The 17,856-nt window shown below is 65.1% G+C and carries 17 protein-coding genes, 1 tRNA gene and 1 riboswitch; of the genes, 10 read left to right on the forward strand and 8 right to left on the reverse strand.

All coding sequences use genetic code 11. The features are described from left to right. Positions 1–110: 110 nt before the first annotated feature. Entirely contained in the window at positions 111–929 is an 819-nt protein-coding gene (gene otsB, locus ACFVWT_RS12720; protein WP_390248236.1) for a trehalose-phosphatase, read from the reverse strand. Continuing rightward, positions 919–2,421, reverse strand: coding sequence for a trehalose-6-phosphate synthase (locus ACFVWT_RS12725; RefSeq protein WP_390248238.1), 1,503 nt, complete (start codon positions 2,419–2,421; stop codon positions 919–921). The genes otsB and ACFVWT_RS12725 overlap by 11 nt, the downstream gene beginning before the upstream one ends. A 180-nt stretch (positions 2,422–2,601) precedes the next feature. On the opposite strand from ACFVWT_RS12725, the gene ACFVWT_RS12730 reads away from it, so the two are divergent. Continuing rightward, on the forward strand, positions 2,602–3,492 hold the full coding sequence (locus tag ACFVWT_RS12730; protein ID WP_390248240.1) for a DsbA family protein: 891 nt from the start codon (positions 2,602–2,604) through the stop codon (positions 3,490–3,492). A gap of 153 nt (positions 3,493–3,645) precedes the next feature. Further along, positions 3,646–3,722 (forward strand) — tRNA-Thr (locus ACFVWT_RS12735). 299 nt (positions 3,723–4,021) lie between these two features. Here ACFVWT_RS12735 and ACFVWT_RS12740 read toward each other — a convergent pair. Next, a complete protein-coding gene (locus ACFVWT_RS12740) occupies positions 4,022–4,516 on the reverse strand; it encodes a hypothetical protein (RefSeq protein WP_390248242.1) in 495 nt (164 codons plus the stop codon). Between the two features lie 93 nt (positions 4,517–4,609). Between ACFVWT_RS12740 and ACFVWT_RS12745 the strand changes: the two genes are divergently transcribed. Together ACFVWT_RS12745 and ACFVWT_RS12750 are read left to right on the forward strand one after the other, a co-directional pair. Further along, a complete protein-coding gene (locus ACFVWT_RS12745) occupies positions 4,610–5,302 on the forward strand; it encodes an ArsR/SmtB family transcription factor (RefSeq protein WP_390248244.1) in 693 nt (230 codons plus the stop codon). A gap of 180 nt (positions 5,303–5,482) precedes the next feature. Then, positions 5,483–5,953: a GyrI-like domain-containing protein gene (locus ACFVWT_RS12750; protein WP_390248246.1), complete on the forward strand. Its 471-nt coding sequence runs from the start codon at positions 5,483–5,485 to the stop codon at positions 5,951–5,953. Between the two features lie 9 nt (positions 5,954–5,962). Here the strand turns inward: ACFVWT_RS12750 and ACFVWT_RS12755 are convergent, their stop codons facing one another. After that, positions 5,963–6,313 (reverse strand): hypothetical protein, encoded by a 351-nt coding sequence (locus ACFVWT_RS12755; RefSeq protein WP_390248248.1) that lies wholly within the window; start codon positions 6,311–6,313, stop codon positions 5,963–5,965. A gap of 147 nt (positions 6,314–6,460) precedes the next feature. Between ACFVWT_RS12755 and ACFVWT_RS12760 the strand changes: the two genes are divergently transcribed. The 3 genes from ACFVWT_RS12760 (at position 6,461) to ACFVWT_RS12770 (ending at position 7,888) form a co-directional block, all read left to right on the forward strand. Continuing rightward, the gene (locus ACFVWT_RS12760) at positions 6,461–6,682 is read left to right on the forward strand and encodes a hypothetical protein (RefSeq protein ID WP_390248250.1); all 222 of its coding nucleotides are present in this window, start codon (positions 6,461–6,463) and stop codon (positions 6,680–6,682) included. Positions 6,683–6,838: 156 nt separating this feature from the next. Continuing rightward, positions 6,839–7,141, forward strand: a complete 303-nt coding sequence (locus ACFVWT_RS12765) for a DUF4193 domain-containing protein (protein ID WP_011690622.1) — start codon at positions 6,839–6,841, stop codon at positions 7,139–7,141. A 204-nt stretch (positions 7,142–7,345) separates the two neighbouring features. Continuing rightward, positions 7,346–7,888, forward strand: a complete 543-nt coding sequence (locus ACFVWT_RS12770; RefSeq protein ID WP_390248252.1) for a hypothetical protein — start codon at positions 7,346–7,348, stop codon at positions 7,886–7,888. 23 nt (positions 7,889–7,911) lie between these two features. Here ACFVWT_RS12770 and ACFVWT_RS12775 read toward each other — a convergent pair whose 3' ends face one another. From ACFVWT_RS12775 to ACFVWT_RS12785, 3 genes are read right to left on the reverse strand one after another with little or no spacing between them, the layout of a single operon-like run. Further along, entirely contained in the window at positions 7,912–9,486 is a 1,575-nt protein-coding gene (locus ACFVWT_RS12775; protein WP_390248254.1) for an APC family permease, read from the reverse strand. 30 nt (positions 9,487–9,516) lie between these two features. Continuing rightward, entirely contained in the window at positions 9,517–10,542 is a 1,026-nt protein-coding gene (locus ACFVWT_RS12780) for an agmatine/peptidylarginine deiminase (protein WP_390248256.1), read from the reverse strand. Continuing rightward, complete coding sequence (locus ACFVWT_RS12785; protein WP_390248258.1) at positions 10,539–11,573, reverse strand: nitrilase-related carbon-nitrogen hydrolase; 1,035 nt, start codon at positions 11,571–11,573, stop codon at positions 10,539–10,541. Before ACFVWT_RS12785 ends, ACFVWT_RS12780 begins: the two co-directional genes overlap by 4 nt. A gap of 191 nt (positions 11,574–11,764) precedes the next feature. On the opposite strand from ACFVWT_RS12785, the gene ACFVWT_RS12790 reads away from it, so the two are divergent. Continuing rightward, complete coding sequence (locus tag ACFVWT_RS12790; RefSeq protein ID WP_011690627.1) at positions 11,765–12,244, forward strand: Dps family protein; 480 nt, start codon at positions 11,765–11,767, stop codon at positions 12,242–12,244. Positions 12,245–12,335: 91 nt separating this feature from the next. Here the strand turns inward: ACFVWT_RS12790 and ACFVWT_RS12795 are convergent, their stop codons facing one another. After that, positions 12,336–13,937, reverse strand: a complete 1,602-nt coding sequence (locus ACFVWT_RS12795; RefSeq protein WP_390248260.1) for an MFS transporter — start codon at positions 13,935–13,937, stop codon at positions 12,336–12,338. A 69-nt stretch (positions 13,938–14,006) separates the two neighbouring features. Between ACFVWT_RS12795 and ACFVWT_RS12800 the strand changes: the two genes are divergently transcribed. Further along, entirely contained in the window at positions 14,007–14,546 is a 540-nt protein-coding gene (locus ACFVWT_RS12800; RefSeq protein WP_390248262.1) for a TetR/AcrR family transcriptional regulator, read from the forward strand. Positions 14,547–14,695: 149 nt separating this feature from the next. After that, a riboswitch (glycine riboswitch) is annotated at positions 14,696–14,794 on the forward strand. A 202-nt stretch (positions 14,795–14,996) separates the two neighbouring features. After that, positions 14,997–17,849 carry an aminomethyl-transferring glycine dehydrogenase gene (gene gcvP / locus ACFVWT_RS12805; RefSeq protein WP_390248264.1) on the forward strand — a complete coding sequence of 951 codons (2,853 nt, stop codon included), beginning with the start codon at positions 14,997–14,999 and terminating at the stop codon, positions 17,847–17,849. Positions 17,850–17,856 lie beyond the last annotated feature (7 nt).

Consider the following 17,856-nt stretch of genomic DNA (forward strand, 5'->3'; position numbering starts at 1 on the left):
CACATCACAAACAGAGTATGTCAGATTTTATGCATTTGGGTGCAAATGTTACGGGCGTCACATGTGAGATTCGTAACCGCGGACCGGCTGGCCCGCGGATTTATGCGGATTTACGGGGCTTCCCCAACAGCGAGGGTTCGTTCCCGGAGCAGCGTTTCCAGCAGTTCGGCGATGTGCACGGGCGCCTCGACGCGGAACTGGGCCTGCGTGAAGTCCAGCCCCACTTTCACACCCACGTCGCCCGGATACAGCCGTCCCAACGCGTCTTCATCGGTGGTGTCATCGCCTGCGAACACCACCGCCGTGGCGTCGGTCGCCTGGCGGAGGAACGCCATGCCCTCGCCCTTGGAAGCGTGGACCACGGACGTCTCCAGCACCCGGTTGCCGTTCTTCAGGTACACGTCAGGCCGGCCCTCCAGCGCGGCGCGTGCGGCAGCGACAGCGTCCTCGGCGACGTCGTCTGCGGCCAGTCGGGTGTGGAGCACCACGCCTGCCGGCTTGTCTTCCAGCAGGGTGCCCGGCGCCTGCTCCACGATTTCCTCCAGCGTGCGCCGGACGTCTGCCAGCAGGGTCAGCTGGTCAGGGTCAAGCGTCAGTTCCGACGAACCCGGGCCCAGCCAGGCTTCGGCCCCGTGGCTGCCGATGAGAAGGGTCTCCGGTGGCGGCGAAGCGACCGACCGGAGGCTCGCCAGCGCCCGGCCCGAGATGAGTGCCGTCGTCGTACGCGGGAGGGCCGCGAGCGCGGCGAAGGCCGCGGCGGACCGGGGGAGCGGGCGGGCGTCAGCCGCGTGGTCAACCAGCGGCGAGATCGTTCCGTCAAAATCCATGGCCACCAGGAGGTGCTCGGTTGCGGCAACTTTCTTAAGTGCCGCCAGGAGTTCCGGCTGAAGCGTGAGGGGGGCTTTGCCCTGGGCTGCATCAGGTGTCATCGCGGACCACTTTCTCTTTGAGCGCTGCAAGGAAGTCGGCTGACCAGTGGTCGACGTCGTGGTCCAGGATCTGCTTCCGCATGGACCGCATGCGGCGGGCCGCCTCGGCCGGCTGCATGTTGACCGCCCTCATGATGGTGTCCTTGAGCCCGTCGATGTCGTGCGGGTTCATCAGCAGCGCCTGCTTGAGCTGGTCTGCCGCGCCGGCGAATTCGCTGAGGACCAGCGCGCCGTCGTTGTTGGTGCGGGCGGTCACGTATTCCTTGGCAACCAGGTTCATGCCGTCCCGCAGTGCGGTGACCAGCATGACGTCGGCGGCCAGGTAGAGCGCCACCATTTCGTCGATGGGGTAGCTGTGGTGCAGGTAGCGGACGGCGGTGTTCTGCATGGTGTCGTAGGTGCCGTTGATGTGGCCCACGGTGCCTTCCACCTCTTCGCGCAGGAGGCGGTACTGTTCCACCCGCTCCCGGCTGGGGCTCGCCACCTGGATCAGTGCTGCGTCTTCCACGGTGACCTTGCCGTCCGCCAGGAGCTCCTCGTAGGCCTTGAGCCGGTGGCGGATGCCCTTGGTGTAGTCGAGGCGGTCGACGCCCAGGAGGATGGTCTTGGGGTTGCCAAGGTCCCTTCGGATCTGCCGGGCGCGTTCGATGATTTCCGGTTTGCGGGCCAGCTCGCTGATCTGCTTGACGTCGATGGAGATGGGGAATGCCTGCGCACGCGCAATGTGGGTGGTTTGGCCGTCAGCGCCCTTGACGTGGACCTGCTGCTGCTTGACGCTGGCACCAAGGAAGCGCCGGGCGGACCGCATGAAGTTGCCCGCATCGCTGCTGCGCTGGAAGCCCACCAGGTCGGCGCCGAGGAGCCCGTCAATGATGGCCCGGCGCCACGGGAGCTGGGCGAAGATTTCCGGCGGAGGGAAGGGGATGTGGTTGAAGAATCCGATCTTGAGGTCCGGGCGTGCTTCCCGGAGCATCTTGGGAACCAGTTGCAGCTGATAGTCCTGCACCCAGACGGTGGCGCCTTGATCGGCGTGGCGCACGACGGCGTCGGCGAACCGCCGGTTGACCTTCCGGTATGAATCCCACCACGTGCGGTGGAACTCCGGCGGCGCAATCACGTCGTGGTACAGCGGCCACAGGGTGGCGTTGGAAAAGCCCTCATAGAAGAGTTCGACGTCGTCCGTGCTCAGCTGCACCGGGACCAGGTCCATGCCGCCGTGGCTGAAAGGCTTGACGGTTTCATCCGGGGCGCCGTGCCAGCCCACCCACGCGCCGTCGGTCTTGGTCATCATTGGGGCCAGAGCGGTCACCAGGCCTCCGGGCGAGCGCCGCCAGCCGTCCTCGCACCCCCTGTCCTCCGGGGCGCAGCGGTCAACCGGAAGACGGTTGGACACCACCATGAAGTCATAGAGCGCGTCAGCCGCGTGGCTGCCGCCGCGCGCGGGTTTCCCTTCGGCGCTTGCTTCGGATTTTTCACGGTGCGTAGTCTGCATTGGTGCCCCTTGGGTAGCTAATGGCTCGAAGTCAACCCTAGTCCGCCGGAATCTTCCGGGCTATTCATCCGTTGGGCAATCGGACAGAAACTTGAAGGCGCAAGCTCTCAGGTTTCTCCCCTACACTGACAAAGTTGCCACTGATGTGGTCCGCACCTGGCCGATCGACCCGAGGAACTGATGAGCGCCGCAAACGAACCCCGCAAGTCCAAAGCAGAACGCACTGCCGAGGCCCGCGAGAAAGCCCGTGAGATCCGTGAGGCGCAGCTGAAGAAGGACAAGCGCAATAAGCTCCTGATCGGTTGGGGCATCGTGGTGGCCGTCGTTGCCATCCTCGCGATCGTTGCCCTGGTGGTCAGTTCCAACATCAGGAACAACGCTCCGGTGGCGGACGAAGGCCCCACCCCGGCCAACGGCAATATCCACGGCGGCGTGACGCTGCTGGCCAACTCCGAGGTAGTGAAGTCGGACCCCGCCACTGTCAACGTGAAGGACGTTCCGACCAAGCCGGAAACGGCTCCTGCGGAGGTCAAGGCTCCCGGCGCTGAGGCGGAAGCCGGCAAGCCCGTGAAGGTGGTCGTCTACATCGACTTCATCTGCCCCGTCTGCAAACGGTTCGAAACCACTTACAACGACAAGCTGACAAGCCTCCGCAACGAAGGCAAAATCTCCCTGGAGTACCGTCCGCTCGGCTTCCTGGACCAGCAGTCCACCACCAACTACTCGTCCCGCGCGGCCAACGCCGCAGCCTGCGTGGTCAACGAATCCCCGGAAAAGTACTCTGACTTCCTCAACGCACTCTTCGAGAAGCAGCCTGCAGAAGGCAGCGCAGGCCTCTCGGACAACGACCTGAAGAAGCTGGCCACGGACGTGGGCGCCAAGAGCATCGATTCATGTGTGGAAGAGAAGAAATTCAGGCCCTACGTCAAGGTGGCCACCCAGGAAGCAGCGGCCATCGGCGTGACCGGCACTCCGACCGCTTTCGTGGACGGCAAGCAGTGGGGCAAAGGCGACTCCGCCAACACTGATTTGATCCCGTTCATCCAGGCTGCCATCGACGCCAAGGGCTAGCACCGCCTGACCCTGCTGCATTCAGCGGCCAGGTTCCGGAACCCCGGAACCTGGCCGATGCCGTTTTTACCAGCGGGGCGTCCTTGGGCTAACCTTATCTAGCACTGCATCCAGTGCCGCTCGTTGCGCCTGATCCCTCAGGCGGACAAGCACGCCTCCTTAGCTCAGTTGGCCAGAGCACCGCTCTTGTAAAGCGGGGGTCGTCGGTTCGAATCCGACAGGGGGCTCCACGAACCCCTATCAGCGGTGGGCTTAGCCTGTTTCGGTGCCCAAGGTTCAGGCAGTCTGTGTCGCGGTGGCCCTGCGGAACGTCTTCAGTGTTACCCATGGACATCCCATTGCGTCTGCCGCTCTTCGCCACGTTTTGCCGGCAATGTTCGAATCACACAATTTCCCAATGGACGAGGGAAAGACCGGTCCCCACGATTTACCGCTTCAGGTTGTCGCGCAGCCTTGGGCAACATGACCGGACGCCGGTTCATGACAGGGCGTCTGGCTGGTTCAAGGAATTCAGCCCGTCGTTTGAGTGTCAGTGGCGCGTCACCGCGGTGCTTCGCATTCCGCTGTAGGCTGCCACGACCCCTACCAGGAAAATGAGGACGGCGAGGTAGATCAGGCCGAGGTGCCCAAGGGTGGCCAGACCCCATGGGTAGTGCGCGGGGAGGGCAACGGCGAGTCCAACAACCGGGACGATAACGGCTGTGGCGAAGGCCCACCGTTCTCCGCGGCGCACCCCATACCAGGACAGGCCTGCGACGGCCAGCCCGGTCGCAGCGATGAAGCCGCTGACCGCGATGTGCAAATGGCTGATGTAGTGATACAGCTGCGGGCTGAACGCCTCGATGTCCGCCTTCCCTTTGTCCACTTGATCGGGGCCGATGCCCAGCTCAAGGAAGGCGTCCGTGAAGTTGAGCACCAAGAAGATTACGGCGTACCCCACGAAGGCCAGCCCGGCCAGCGTCATGAGAGCGGCTCCTGTCCGGAGGCGGGACTGTTCTTCTCGGGGAGTTTGGATGGTGGACACGGCCACCACCCCCTTTCTTAATTTAAGTAGGTACTTGAATAAGAGTCCCCTGACGGTAGGCTTGTCAAGAGAACTCTTGAGTAGGAGGCGCGAGTGGGCGACCAGCAGGAAAAGGATGCGCTCTTCGACGGCCTCGTAGAAGCTGCCAAGGCGTTGGGGAACGGCAGGAGGGCGCAGCTGATCGATGTCCTTGGGCAGGGTGAGCGGCCGGTTGACGAGCTGGCCGCAGAGATCCACCAGAGTATGGCCAACACATCCCAGCACCTGCAGCGCTTGCTGCGTGCCGGCATCGTCCACTCGCGACGCTCGGGGACGCGGATCTATTACTCCCTTGCCAGCCCGGCAGTGGAGCGGCTATGGCGAGCACTTCGGGAGACGGCCGAAGCGCACTCGGGGGAGCTGGGCGAACTCGTCCGTGCCTACGTCGGCGATCGCGCCGACCTGAACATGATCACGCGTGACGAACTGCTGCTGCGGCTTCGGCAGGGCGACGTCGTTGTGCTGGACGTGCGGCCGCAGCCAGAGTACGAAGCCGGTCACATCCCCGGGGCGCTTTCCGTGCCCTTCTCGGACGTCAAGTCTCGACTGCGCGAGGTTCCCAAGGGGAGCGAAATCGTCGCTTACTGCCGCGGACCATACTGCCTGTATGCGGACGAGGCCGTGAGGCTGCTCAAGGACGAAGGGCGCCTCGCCACTAGGCTTGAGGATGGCTTCCCCGAGTGGAAAGCGACTGGGTTCCCGATAGAACAGTCGGCCACGGCCCGGAATCCACCGCCCCGGTCCTGATCCAGTGGTGCCTGGCCGCGGAGCGGCTGCTGCGGATCGGTTATGTAAAGGTTGACAGATCGGGTCTTGTTCGCGGGGCACGCGTACGTCGCCCCGTCCCGGCGCAGGGCCCCGGCTCCGGGTCCACGTCCGGGTCCTTCGACCCTTGGCTGTAGCGCTCTCTCCGCGGATGGTTGGCCTATGAGCCAAGACAAAACAGGAATCCGACTGGTGCAGCGTCCCGAACAGGCCACAGCCGTTGTCCGCGAAAAAGTGCCTATGAACGAGTTGCCGGAATTCTTTGGCCGTGCTTTTGGCGCTGTCATGGCGGCAGCCCGGGACCAGGACGTGCAGATTGCCGGGCCGCCTTTTGGACTATACCGGGGCATGCCAACCGACACCGTCGACGTCGAGGCAGGCTTTCCGGTGACGGCGCCGCTCACCGCGTCGGGAGGGGTGGAGACCGGAACCCTCCCCGCGTGCCGGGCTTTCGAAGCGACCCACACCGGCCCATACGACACACTGGTCACTACGTACAACGACATCCAGGCCCGTATGAAGGAAGAGGGCTTCAACCCGGCCGATTCGATGTGGGAATACTACTTAAGCGACCCCGCTACGGAGCCCGATCCGGCAACATGGCGGACCCTCGTCGTGTGGCCCGTCGCATAGGGGCTGCGCCTAGTCCTTCGCGTCGATCTTTTCGAGCAGGTCCTTGGCGGCCTTGGCGATCTCATCGTGGTCATATTGCGCCGCCCGACTTTCCAACGAAACAACAGCGCAACGGTGGACCTTCTGGAAATCTCCGAAAGGGAAGCTCACGCTGCCCTTGGTTCCCTCCGTCTCGTCTGGGTCCACGCCGAGGTGCCACTTGGAGAATTCCGGAAAGCCGTGCTTGTCGATAAAGGCATTCTCCTGGTCCGTCGACGGTGCGTGCTCGCTCCAGTCGTCCCGGGTGTCACGGACAACCTTCCCGTCCTTGACGAGGCTGCGCGCGTGTTCGAGTGCCTTCTTGTTCAATTTCGTGGCCATGACATACCTCCGGGGGCTGCGGATGCTGCGTGGATCAAGGCTAGATCGATGGTGCGCGGGCCGCCAGAGTCCGTCCGACCCGAAGAAGTAACGCCGTGGAGACGGCGGCGAAACGTGCCCACAACATGGGGCGCCTACTTTGGGCCTATGACTACACGCCTGCTCACCAGAATCGCCTTGTGGTTCGAGGCCAGTCCCATGCCGGCCGCTGCAGCCCCCGCGGACCCCGGCGCCTGGGAGCAGGGCAACTCCGCCATCGCCGATGTCACCAGATGGGGCTGGCTGCCGGCGCTTAGCGGAGTGTCTATTGCTGCCGACCACGCGGCGGCGGCGCACCGGGAAACGGCTGCCGCGGCCGGCGAGGGATAATCGCCGGCCCGCTGCTCAGGAAGCCTGGTCTCTGCCGTCCGGCGAAGTAATTTGTCGGGTTGAACACACTTTTCTTCAACTACCGGCATAATGACCTAAACTGCTTCACTGAGGTGCCTGAAATGGCGCTGAGCAGCAACGAAAGTGAACCCCCAAATGGCTACCGATTACGACGCCCCACGCAAGACAGAAGAAGAGTCTCCGGCTGAATCCCTGGAGGCCCTTCAGGCGTCCCGCGGCGGCGGAGCGCAGACCGCCGTTATCGATGTTGATGAGAACGATACGGCCGAGGGCATCGACCTCCCGGGAGCGGATCTCTCCGGCGAGGAACTCACGGTCACAGTTGTTCCCGAGCAGTCGGACGAATTCACTTGCTCCTCGTGTTTCCTGGTCCGCCACCGGTCCCAGGTTGCGCGCGAAAAGAACGGCATGAAGTACTGCCGCGACTGCGAAGGCTAGGCATCCGGCGCGCACCACAATTTCACCTGCCCGGCAGCACGAGGCGCCGGCGGCCCGCAGGGGCTGCCGGCGCCTCGCTGTATGCCGTCCCGTAACCTGCCCGGCTGCAGGCTAACGGTTGGGCGCCGAAGGCATTTCGGCCCTCGTGTTCCCGAGTCAGGGCTCCTACGCTTGAAATACCTCATCACTTCCAAGGTGGCTGAAATGAAGAAATTTCAAGTCTGGCTGGCGGCACTGCTGATGGCAGCAGGATTGGGCCTGGTGGCTCCTGCGCCGGCGTCCGCCTCCTATTGCGGACTGGTGTGGGGATCGCTGGCGAAATCCGAGGCGACCATGAGTACCGCCAAGGTCACCAACGTTCGCACCGGGCAGCACTACTGCTTCGACCGCCTGGTGGTTGACCTCAACGGTCCGGTGGAAGGCTACACGGTGCGGTATGTCCCCACTGTGGTGCAGGACGGTTCGGGCCTGCCCGTTCCGCTCAGGGGACGGGCGTTCCTCCAGATCACCGTCAATGCTCCCGCCTATGACGACAGCGGTAAGTCCACGTACAACCCCGCCGACCGGAATGAACTGACCAACGTTGGCGGCTACCAGACCTTCCGCCAGGTGGCCTGGGCCGGGAGTTTCGAAGGTTATTCAACTATCGGCCTTGGCGTCCGCGGACGCCTTCCATTCCGGGTGTTCAGCCTGGACGGACCCGGGACCGGATCCCGACTGGTCATTGACGTAGCCCATTACTGGTGACCCCCGGAAGGACCTGACCGGCCCTACTCCGGAACCACCAGGGCAGGGGTGTCCTTGCGGATCGTTTCGCCGCGGAAGAACCCCGGATTCAGCTTGGCCATGAGCAGCATGAATACTGCCCCGAGGGCAAGGATTCCCACCCCGAGGACGAAGACCAGGCCCACGCCGAAGATCTCTGATCCACTGCCGAACTCCGGTGCCAGGCTGTCCGCGGCGGTCTGCAGGAACACCACCAGCAGGCCCAGGCCGCCCAGCAGCGGGCAGAGCAGGCGCAGGATGAAGTGGCGGACGCTGCTGAAAACGGTATTGCGGAAGTACCAGGCGCACGCGAACGCAGTCAGCCCGTAGTAGAAGCAGATCATCAGCCCAAGGGCCAGGATGGTGTCGTTCAGGACGTTTTCGCTGACCACATGCATCACCGCGTAGAACCCGGCGGAGAGGACACCCGCTGCAATCGTTGCGAAGCCCGGCGTCGCAAACTTCTTGCTCATGTGGCTAAAAGGCTTCGGCAGGGCGCCGTAGTGGGCCATGGCCAGCAGGCTCCGGGACGGCGAGGTAAACGTGGACTGCAGCGAAGCCGCTGAGCTGGACAGGACCGCCAGCGACATGAGGATGGCGAACGGGCCCATGACGGGGGACGCCAGCGCGGTGAAGATGTTTGCGTGGTTCTCTTCGTTGTTCAGCCCGACGCCCTCCGTGCCCACGCCGGCGAACATCATGGTGGCGATGCTGACCAGGAGGTAGATGCCCAGGACCACGACGGCGGTGAGGGTGCCCGCAATGCCGGCGGTCTTTTTGCCGTTGGCCGTTTCCTCGTTCACGGTGAGGCAGACGTCCCAGCCCCAGTACACGAAAATGGACAACGAAATTCCCGCAGCAATCTGGCCGAAGGTCTCGATTTTGGTGACGTCAAACCATTCCCAGCTGAACGGGATGGAGGTATCCGAGGACGACCAGTTGGCGAAGGCCATGGCCACGAACAGTCCGAGCACCAGCAGCTGGAAGCCCACCAGTCCGTACTGCACAATCTTGGTGGTGTGCAGGCCGCGGTAGCTCACCCAGACGGCCAGCGCCACGAACACGACGCAGGTCGCGACGTTCAGGACCTTGTTGGCGGCGAGGTCCGCCAGTTCCGGCACACCCGTGAGCTGGGCGAGGAACAGATAGAAGAAGTCCACCGCCACAGCGGCCAGGTTGGACAGCACGATGATGTTCGCGGCGAGGAGCCCCCAGCCTCCCATCCATCCCACCCACGGGCCGAAGGCCTTAGTGACCCAGGTGAAGGTGGTGCCGCTGTCCGGCGAGTCGGCGTTGAGCTCGCGGTAGGCCAGGGACACCAGGATCATGGGGATGAAGCCGATGAGGAAGATGACGGGCAACTGCAGCCCGGCCTCGTTCACGGTGGGGCCCAGGGCGCTGGTGAGCGTGTAGGCCGGTGCAATGGTGGAAATGCCGAGGACGACGACGGCGAGGAGGCCCAGTTGCCCGCCCTTCAGTCCCTTTCCGGTAATGCCGTGTTGCGTGCCGGGGGCGTCGGTTTCTGCTACTGCCGTACCGGCTGCGCCGGCCGGGGCGCTGTGGCGGATGGTTTGGGTCATGTCAGGCCCTTTCTAGGTGGTCAGTACGTTCTAGGAGGCAGCGGGCTGCTGCTGGGTGATGCAGTGGATGCCGCCGCCCCTGGCGAACAGTTCGCGGGCGTCAATGCCCGCGACCCGGCGGCCGGGGTAGGCGTCGGCGAGGATCCGGAGGGCCTTTTCATCGTTGGGGTCCCCGAAGGTGCAGGCAATCACGCCGCCGTTGACCACGAGGTGGTTGATGTAGCTGTAGTCCACGAAGCCCTCGTGGTCCCTGAGGGTGGCGGGAGCGGGGACTTCGATGATGTGCCACTCGCGGCCGGCTGCGTCCCGCGTGGCCGAGAGGAAACTGATGATTTCGCGGCTGACCTCGAAATCGGGATGTTCCGGGTCCTGCTGGGAATGCACCAGTAGCGTGCCGGGGGACGGGATGGCGGCCACGATGTCCACGTGGCCCCGGGTGCCGAACCGCTCTGAGTCCCTGGTCAGGCCGCGGGGAAGCCAGATGACATGGGTGGCGCCAAGGGTGCGGGCGAGCTCTGCTTCCACCTCGGCCTTGGACAGCCCGGGGTTGCGTCCCGGATCCAGCTGCACGGTCTCGGTCACCAGCACGGTGCCCTCCCCGTCCACCTGGATGCCGCCGCCTTCATTGACGAGGGTGGAGGCAATGTGCCGGGCGCCGGACCGGCCGGCGACTTCCGCCCCGATCAGCGAGTCCTTGTCCCAGCAGGCCCAGTCCTGACCGCCCCAGCCGTTGAAGACCCAGTCGACGGCGCCGAGGCGCCCGTCGTCGTCGAGGACGAAGGTGGGGCCGATGTCCCGCATCCACGCATCGTTCAGGTCCGCGGTGAGCACCTCGACGGCGGGATCCAGATAGCGCGCGGCGGTCACGACGTCGTCGGGCGTCACCACAACGGTGACCGGCTCGAACCCGACGGCGGCATTGGCGACGGCGGCCCAGCCCGTCCGCGCGGCGTGAGCTTCTTCGGCGGTTTCGCCGAGGGTGTAGCCGCCGGTGGGAAACGCCATCCAGATGCGCTCCTGCGGAGCCGTCTCGGCGGGCATGCGCCAGCGGCTCACGCGGTCACCTCGTGGTAGATGTGTGCTTCGCCGCCGAGCGGTTGCCCCGTCCGCACGGGTTCGGTGAGCCGGGCGTAGGTGTCCGGGCGGCGGGTGGCAAGGAACGGGAACAGCGTGAGCCAGTCCCTGCGCTGGTCCAGGTCCAGGTCGGCGACGAGGACGGCGGATTCGTCGCGGGGAGCCTGCGCCAGGATCCGGCCGTAGGGGTCCGAGATGAAGGAGGAACCGTAGAAGTTCAGCGTCCCCTCACTTCCCCAGCGGTTCGGCGCCACCATGAACAGGCCGTTGGAGATGCCGTTACCCACGATCACCTGTTGCCAAAGCGGCCGGGTATCGAAGTCCGGGTGGTCGGGTTCGGATCCGATGGCCGTGGGATAGACCAGGATTTCTGCGCCGCCCAGGGAATACAGGCGTGCGAGTTCCGGGAACCATTCGTCCCAGCAGGTGGGCATGCCCAGCCTGGCGCCGCCCAGTTCGGCAGGGGAGTGGACCTCGTAGGCGTCCTCAACGGCCGGGCCCGCGCGGAAGAACTTGTCCTCGTAGTAGCCGGCGGTCACCGGGATGTGGAGCTTGTGCGTGCGGGCCAGCAGTTCACCCTCGGGGGACACCAGGATCGCAGTGTTCAGTCCCAGGCCGTCGTCCGAACCGTCCGGGTTCTCCGCGCGCTGGTACAGGGAAGCGTGGACGGTGATCCCGTGCCGGCGTGCGGCCGCGGCGGCGAACCGGAACGTGGGGCCGGTCAGCAGGTCCTCGGCGAGGTCCGAGGGGCGGGGACGGGCGGCCCACGAACGGGACGTGTCGTTGTCGGGGAGCGTATCCGCCGGGTAGCGGGACAGCGTGAGCTCCGGCAGGAAGACAACGGTGGCTCCCAACCGGGCTGCGCGTGCGATGCCGTCCTCAAGTTCTGCGCGGAGGTCCGCGGGGTCCGCGTGCCAGCGGTGCTGGACTACACCGATCCTTAGTGCAGGACGGTCGGAAGGCTGCGTGCGCGCCAGGGAAACGGGCGGTTCAAGGCAGGTGATTTCAATCATGGTGAATACTCCAGTGAGACGGTCGTCACTAAATGAATGACGTTCATTTAGTATTCACATGAAGGGGTCCGGTGGCAAGGAAAAATGAAGAATAATCATTTTGTTAAGCCGCCCGCGAGATTCGGTGGCGCCGCTGTGGCGGCTGGGATAGTTTCGGATAACCCGAGAAACCGCTGACACCAGGAGGATCAATGAAGGCATCACCGACGCTGACGAATAATCTGCAGGCTGTGCTCGCGGACCTGATTGAACTGCACATCCAGGGCAAGCAGGCCCACTGGAACATCGTGGGAACGAACTTCCGCGACCTCCACCTCCAGCTGGATGAAATCATCGACGCCGCCCGGAACTTCGCCGACGACATGGCGGAGCGCATGCGGGCACTCCACGCCCTGCCGGACGGCCGCAGTGCCACCGTCGCGGAGACCACGAGCCTTGCGCAGTTCCCGCAGGGGCTGATCAGCACCAAGGACGCCGTGGACCGCATCGTCGCGGCACTGGAAGCGGCTGTAGGCACCATGCGCAAGGTCCACGATGAAGTTGACGAGGAAGACCCCACGACGGCGGACCTTCTCCATGAGTTCATCGCCAAGCTCGAGCAGTACGCCTGGATGGTGGGCGCGGAGAACATGAAGGCCTCGGCCAGCGTTACCACTCCGGACAGCAAGTAAGCCCGGCAGCGCGTCAGCCCGGCACCGGATAACTCCGGTGCCGGGCTTTTCTGCTTAGGGGGTGCGGGCGGAGGCTGGCGGCCTTCCGGCGCTATGTGGCCCTGGGCACTCCGCGGAGTACGACGGCGACGAGGGCTGCCGCCCCCGCCATTAGTACCAGCCCGATGGAGGCCGTCACGTGGACGCCCGATTCAAACGCAATCCGGGCCGCGGACGTCAGGGCATCCGCCAGCGGTGCGGGGAGCGAATGGGCGAGTTCCATGGCCCCCGCCAGGGTTTCGCGGGCCTGCGTGATCCCCTCCGCGGCGCTCCCGGGGCCGGCGGCTGCAATGCCCTCCGGCAGGACCAGGTTCCGCTGGTAGGACGCCGTCAGGATTGAGCCGAGAACGGCCGTGCCGAGGAGTGAGCCGATCTCATAGCCGGTCTCCGAAATGGCCGCTGCCGCCCCCGACTTCTCCGGCGGGACCGACCCCAGGATCAGGTCGTTGGAAATCGTTTCGGCTGCTCCCACGCCGAGGGCCAGGACCAGGAGTGCGCCCAGCAGGACGGCCGGACCGCCCGAGTGGTCCCCGAAGGCCACCATGAAGTAGCCGGTGGCGCTGAGGGAAAGGCCTCCGGCCACCACAAATCCTGGCCGGACTTTCCGCACCAGCGGGACCACGAACAGGCCGGCAACCACGGTGGCAACCAGGGCCGGGATCATGGCGATTCCGGCCTCCGTGGGCCGCTGGCCCTCCAGCAACTGGAGGTGCTGGGCCAGGAAGAGGATGAATCCGTTGAAGGAGAAAAGCGCCAGGACATTGGCCGTGATGGCCGTGCTGAAGATCCTGTTTCCGAAGAGGCTAATGTCCAGCAGCGGACTGGACAGCTTCCTCTGGCGTCGAACGAAGGCGTAGCCCATGAGCAGCCCGAAGCCGATGGCCGCTGCCGGGATGGGATGGAAGCCCTCCGTTGCCAGCGACTTGATGCCGTAGACCAGCGGAACCATTGTCAGCAGCGACAGGGCGATGCTGGCACCATCCACCGCTCCTGGCCGGGGGTCCCTGGACTCGGGAATCAGGGCCGGGCCAAGCAGCAGGATGGGCAGCATGATGGGCACGGACACCAGCAGGATTGCGCCCCACCAGTAGTGCTCCACGAGCCAGCCGCCAAAAATCGGCCCCAGTGCGGCGCCGCCCGAGAACCCCGCCGCCCATATGGCGACAGCCAGCCTGCGCCGGTTGGGATCCGGAAAGATGTTGCGGATCAGGGACAAGGTGGACGGCATGAGCATCGCACCGAAGAATCCGAGTGCTGCGCGGCCGGCGATCAGCCATTCTGCGCTGGGGGCGAAAGCAGTGGCCGCCGACACCGCGGCGAAACCGGTGCTTCCGATCAGCAGGAGCCGGCGGCGGCCGATCCTGTCGCCGAAACTTCCCATGGCAACCAGGAGGCCGGCAAGGACCAGGGGATACGCGTCAACGATCCACAGCAGCTGAACGCCGGTGGGCTCAAGGCTGCCGGCAATGGCGGGCAGCGCGAAAGTCAGCGCAGTGTTGTCCACGGCGACCAGGAGAACCGGGAACATCAAAAGCGCCAGGGCCAGCCAGTCGCGCCCCGGCTTCGGAATCGGGGAGCGGCTGCCGACAGCGGCGGGCGCTGCGGAAGTGAGGCGCTGCGTGGCCGGCGTCGAAGGTGACTGCGAGTTTCCCATGAATATAACTGTACCGTCTGGACGGTATAGTTAAGAAATGATCCCGGGCCACCGGGCATGATAGGAACCATGGCCAGAAAACCCGTTGCCCGCGAGGCTGTGCTCGACGCCTTTGAATCCCTGCTGATCGAGGTGGGTGAACGCGCCGCCACGCTGGATGCCGTGGCCCGGCGGGCAGGGGTTTCCAAGGGAGGGCTCCTGTATCACTTCCCGAACAAGGAAGCCATGATTTCCGCCCTGCTCGAGCGCATGGACCGGCTGGTTGCTGGGGATTTGGACGTCATGGCCAAAGCTCCGGAGGGGGCCGCGGTCTACTTCATTAAGTCCTCGCTCTGGGCAGACACTCCGCTGGACCGGGTCTTTGTGGCGGCCACCCGGCTCGCCGAAGTCGCGCACCAGGAAACGCTGCATCGTTTCGCGGCCGTCCAGGGAAGCTGGCTGGAGCTTCTGGCCGGAGACGTCGGCCCGGCCATGGCCAAGGCCGTGCTGTACATGGGTGACGGCCTCTACTTCAATGCCATGCTGGCCAGCGGACCCGGCGCCGCCCCGTCCGAAATGAGCGGCGACGTCGACAGCCTGCTGGCCGCCGTCGAACGCCTTCGCGGCTGACGGCGCCACGAGGGCGGGGGTCTGTCTTCCGGTACCCCCGCGACCCGGGCCGTAACGCGGCATCGGACTGGCCGTGGAGTTTGCAGACTGGACCTACACGTAGGACAATTGACGCTGTGACTGTTGTCACCGCTAACTAAATATGCCTTTGATCTGCGGCGGGAGAGTTCTGCAAGTAGGTACAAGCAGGCGCCGTAGGAGCAAACCCTCCCCAGGAATCTCTCAGGCCCATGTACCGCCGCGGCAAGGCAACTCTGGAAAGCAGCATGCTGTCCGTTTGTGTCCCAACCCTGTTGGAGGCAACAAGCCAGGACGCCATGCTCACCGACGGTGCAAGCGGAGCTGTGCGAGAGCACGGTCCTGCGGAAACTCTCAGGTCCAATACAGAGCGGGGAGGAACCCGGACCACTGCGGCGTACCCTGCGCCGCCATTAGTAATGGAGTTCCTTCGTGACGGTTAGTTCAGCCTCCACCACCTTCGTCGACCGGCATATTGGCGCCCGCCGCCAGGCCGACATCGACACCATGCTCAAGTCCGTCGGCTACGACACCGTGGACTCGCTGGTAGACACCGCGGTCCCCAAGGACATCCGCCAGGAAGTCGCCCTGACGTTGCAGGACGCCCTGAGCGAGGTCGAGGTACTGGCCGAGCTGCGCAAGCTGGCTGCCAAGAACAAAACAGCAGTACAGATGATCGGCCAGGGCTACTACGACACGGTGACCCCGGCAGTGATCCGCCGCAATATCCTCGAATCCCCGGCCTGGTACACCGCGTACACCCCGTACCAGCCCGAGATCTCCCAGGGCCGCCTTGAGGCACTGCTGAACTTCCAGACCATGGTCCAGGACCTTGTGGGCCTGCCCATCGCCAACGCCTCCCTGCTGGACGAAGCCACCGCTGTGGCTGAAGCAGTCCTGATGATGCGGCGTGCCAACAAGAACAAGGCCGCCCACGACGGCAAGACGGTCCTGGACGCCGATGTCCTGCCGCAGACCATCGCCATCGTCAAGGGCCGTGCCGAGGCGCTCGGCTTCGAGGTTGAGGTGGCGGACCTCTCCAAGGGGCTTCCCGACGGCGTCATCAACGGCATCGTGCTGCAGCAGCCGGGCGTTTCCGGCCGGGTCTTCGACCACGCCGCCGTTATCGCCGCCGCGAAGGAGCGCGGCGCGCTGGTCACCGTTGCGGCCGACCTGCTCTCGCTGACCCTGATTACCCCTCCGGGTGAGCAGGGTGCGGACATCGCCGTCGGCTCCACCCAGCGCCTGGGTGTGCCGCTGTTCTTCGGCGGCCCGCACGCCGCGTACATGGCCGTGCAGAAGGGTCTTGAGCGTTCCATGCCCGGCCGCTTGGTGGGTGTGTCTAAGGACAACGCCGGCACCCCTGCCTACCGCCTGGCCCTGCAGACCCGCGAGCAGCACATCCGCCGCGAAAAGGCCACGTCCAACATCTGCACCGCCCAGGCCCTGCTGGCCATCGTCTCCTCGATGTACGCCGTCTACCACGGCCCCGACGGACTGAAGGCCATCGCCGAGGCTGTCCACAGCAACGCCCGCACCCTGGCAGCGTCCCTGCAGGGCGCCGGCCTCGAGGTCCTGCACGGCAGCTTTTTCGACACCATCACCGTCCGCGTCCCGGGCAAGGCCGCTGACATCGTCGCCGCCGCCGAAGCCAGGGGCATCAACCTGCGCGGCATCGATGCCGACACCGTCGGCATCTCCACTGATGAAACCACGACGCCGGAAACCGTCGCCGCCGTTGCCGCCGTCTTCGGCGCCGAGGTTGCCGACGGCGACGCAGGATTCGCCCTCGAGGCCGCCGTCGAGCGTTCCTCGGAGTACCTGCAGCACCCGGTCTTCAACACGCACCGCTCGGAAACCCAGCTCCTGCGTTACATCCGCAAGCTCTCGGACCGCGACCTCGCGCTGGACCGCACCATGATCCCGCTGGGCTCCTGCACCATGAAGCTGAACGCCACTGCGGAGATGGAAGCCATCTCCTGGCCGGAATTCGCCTCCATCCACCCCTTTGCCCCGGACTCCCAGACCGAGGGCTGGCGTGAACTGATCGAGGGCCTGGAAGCGGACCTCGCCGAGATCACCGGCTATGACCAGGTCTCCATCCAGCCGAACGCCGGTTCGCAGGGCGAGCTCGCGGGCCTGCTGGCGATCCGCGGCTACCACCTGTCCCGCGGGGATGACCAGCGCAACGTCTGCCTGATCCCGGCGTCGGCGCACGGCACCAACGCCGCCTCGGCCGTCCTGGCCGGCATGAAGGTGGTGGTCGTGGCCACCGCCGCTGACGGCACCATCGACCACGCCGACTTCCAGGCCAAGATCGAAACCCACAAGGACGTCCTGTCCGCGATCATGATCACCTACCCGTCCACGCACGGTGTGTACGACGCCGACGTCCGCGAAATCTGCGACTCGGTGCACGCTGCCGGCGGGCAGGTGTACGTTGACGGCGCCAACCTGAACGCACTGGTGGGCCTGGCGCAGCCGGGCAAGTTCGGCGGCGATGTGTCCCACCTGAACCTGCATAAGACCTTCTGCATCCCGCATGGCGGCGGCGGCCCGGGCGTCGGCCCGGTGGCGGCCAAGGCCCACCTGGCGCCGTTCATGCCGGGAGACGCCAACAAGGCTGCACACGAGGACGGTCACGGCGTGGCCATCTCGGCATCGCGCTTCGGATCCGCCGGTGTACTGCCGATCTCCTGGGCTTACGTGAAGCTCATGGGCGGCCAGGGCCTTACCGAGGCCACCAAGTCCGCGCTGCTGGCGGCGAACTACATCGCTTCCCGCCTGAACGAGTTCTTCCCGGTCCTGTACACCGGCGAAGGCGGACTTGTGGCGCACGAGTGCATCCTGGACCTGCGTGCCCTGACGGCCAAGACCGGCGTCACCGCGGAAGACGTGGCCAAGCGCCTCATCGACTTCGGCTTCCACGCCCCCACTTTGGCATTCCCGGTCGCGGGCACGCTCATGGTGGAGCCCACCGAGTCCGAGGACCTCGTGGAGATCGACCGGTTCATTGACGCGATGATCACCATCCGCCAGGAAATCGACCAGGTGGCTAACGGCGACTTCACCGTGGAGAACTCCCCGCTGCGCAACGCACCGCACACCGCGGCCGCCGTGGTCTCCTCCGACTGGAACCGCGATTACCCGCGCGAGCAGGCCGCCTTCCCGGTCCACCACCTCAAGCAGGACAAGTACTTCCCGCCCGTGGGACGCATCGACGGCGCAGCAGGGGACCGCAACCTGATCTGCTCCTGCCCGCCCATCGAAGACTTCGAAAACTAAGGATTTC

It is taken from the genome of Arthrobacter sp. NPDC058288 (genome assembly GCF_042880995.1).
Taxonomy (GTDB): domain Bacteria; phylum Actinomycetota; class Actinomycetes; order Actinomycetales; family Micrococcaceae; genus Arthrobacter.

Excerpts from the sequence above, each read along its gene's own strand:
- otsB (WP_390248236.1), bottom strand. The coding sequence starts at position 929 with ATGACACCTGATGCAGCCCAGGGCAAAGCCCCCCTCACGCTTCAGCCG.
- ACFVWT_RS12725 (WP_390248238.1), bottom strand. The coding sequence starts at position 2,421 with ATGCAGACTACGCACCGTGAAAAATCCGAAGCAAGCGCCGAAGGGAAA.
- ACFVWT_RS12730 (WP_390248240.1), top strand. The coding sequence starts at position 2,602 with ATGAGCGCCGCAAACGAACCCCGCAAGTCCAAAGCAGAACGCACTGCC.
- ACFVWT_RS12750 (WP_390248246.1), top strand. The coding sequence starts at position 5,483 with ATGAGCCAAGACAAAACAGGAATCCGACTGGTGCAGCGTCCCGAACAG.
- ACFVWT_RS12755 (WP_390248248.1), bottom strand. The coding sequence starts at position 6,313 with ATGGCCACGAAATTGAACAAGAAGGCACTCGAACACGCGCGCAGCCTC.
- ACFVWT_RS12760 (WP_390248250.1), top strand. The coding sequence starts at position 6,461 with ATGACTACACGCCTGCTCACCAGAATCGCCTTGTGGTTCGAGGCCAGT.
- ACFVWT_RS12765 (WP_011690622.1), top strand. The coding sequence starts at position 6,839 with ATGGCTACCGATTACGACGCCCCACGCAAGACAGAAGAAGAGTCTCCG.
- ACFVWT_RS12770 (WP_390248252.1), top strand. The coding sequence starts at position 7,346 with ATGAAGAAATTTCAAGTCTGGCTGGCGGCACTGCTGATGGCAGCAGGA.
- ACFVWT_RS12775 (WP_390248254.1), bottom strand. The coding sequence starts at position 9,486 with ATGACCCAAACCATCCGCCACAGCGCCCCGGCCGGCGCAGCCGGTACG.
- ACFVWT_RS12785 (WP_390248258.1), bottom strand. The coding sequence starts at position 11,573 with ATGATTGAAATCACCTGCCTTGAACCGCCCGTTTCCCTGGCGCGCACG.
- ACFVWT_RS12790 (WP_011690627.1), top strand. The coding sequence starts at position 11,765 with ATGAAGGCATCACCGACGCTGACGAATAATCTGCAGGCTGTGCTCGCG.
- ACFVWT_RS12795 (WP_390248260.1), bottom strand. The coding sequence starts at position 13,937 with ATGGGAAACTCGCAGTCACCTTCGACGCCGGCCACGCAGCGCCTCACT.
- ACFVWT_RS12800 (WP_390248262.1), top strand. The coding sequence starts at position 14,007 with ATGGCCAGAAAACCCGTTGCCCGCGAGGCTGTGCTCGACGCCTTTGAA.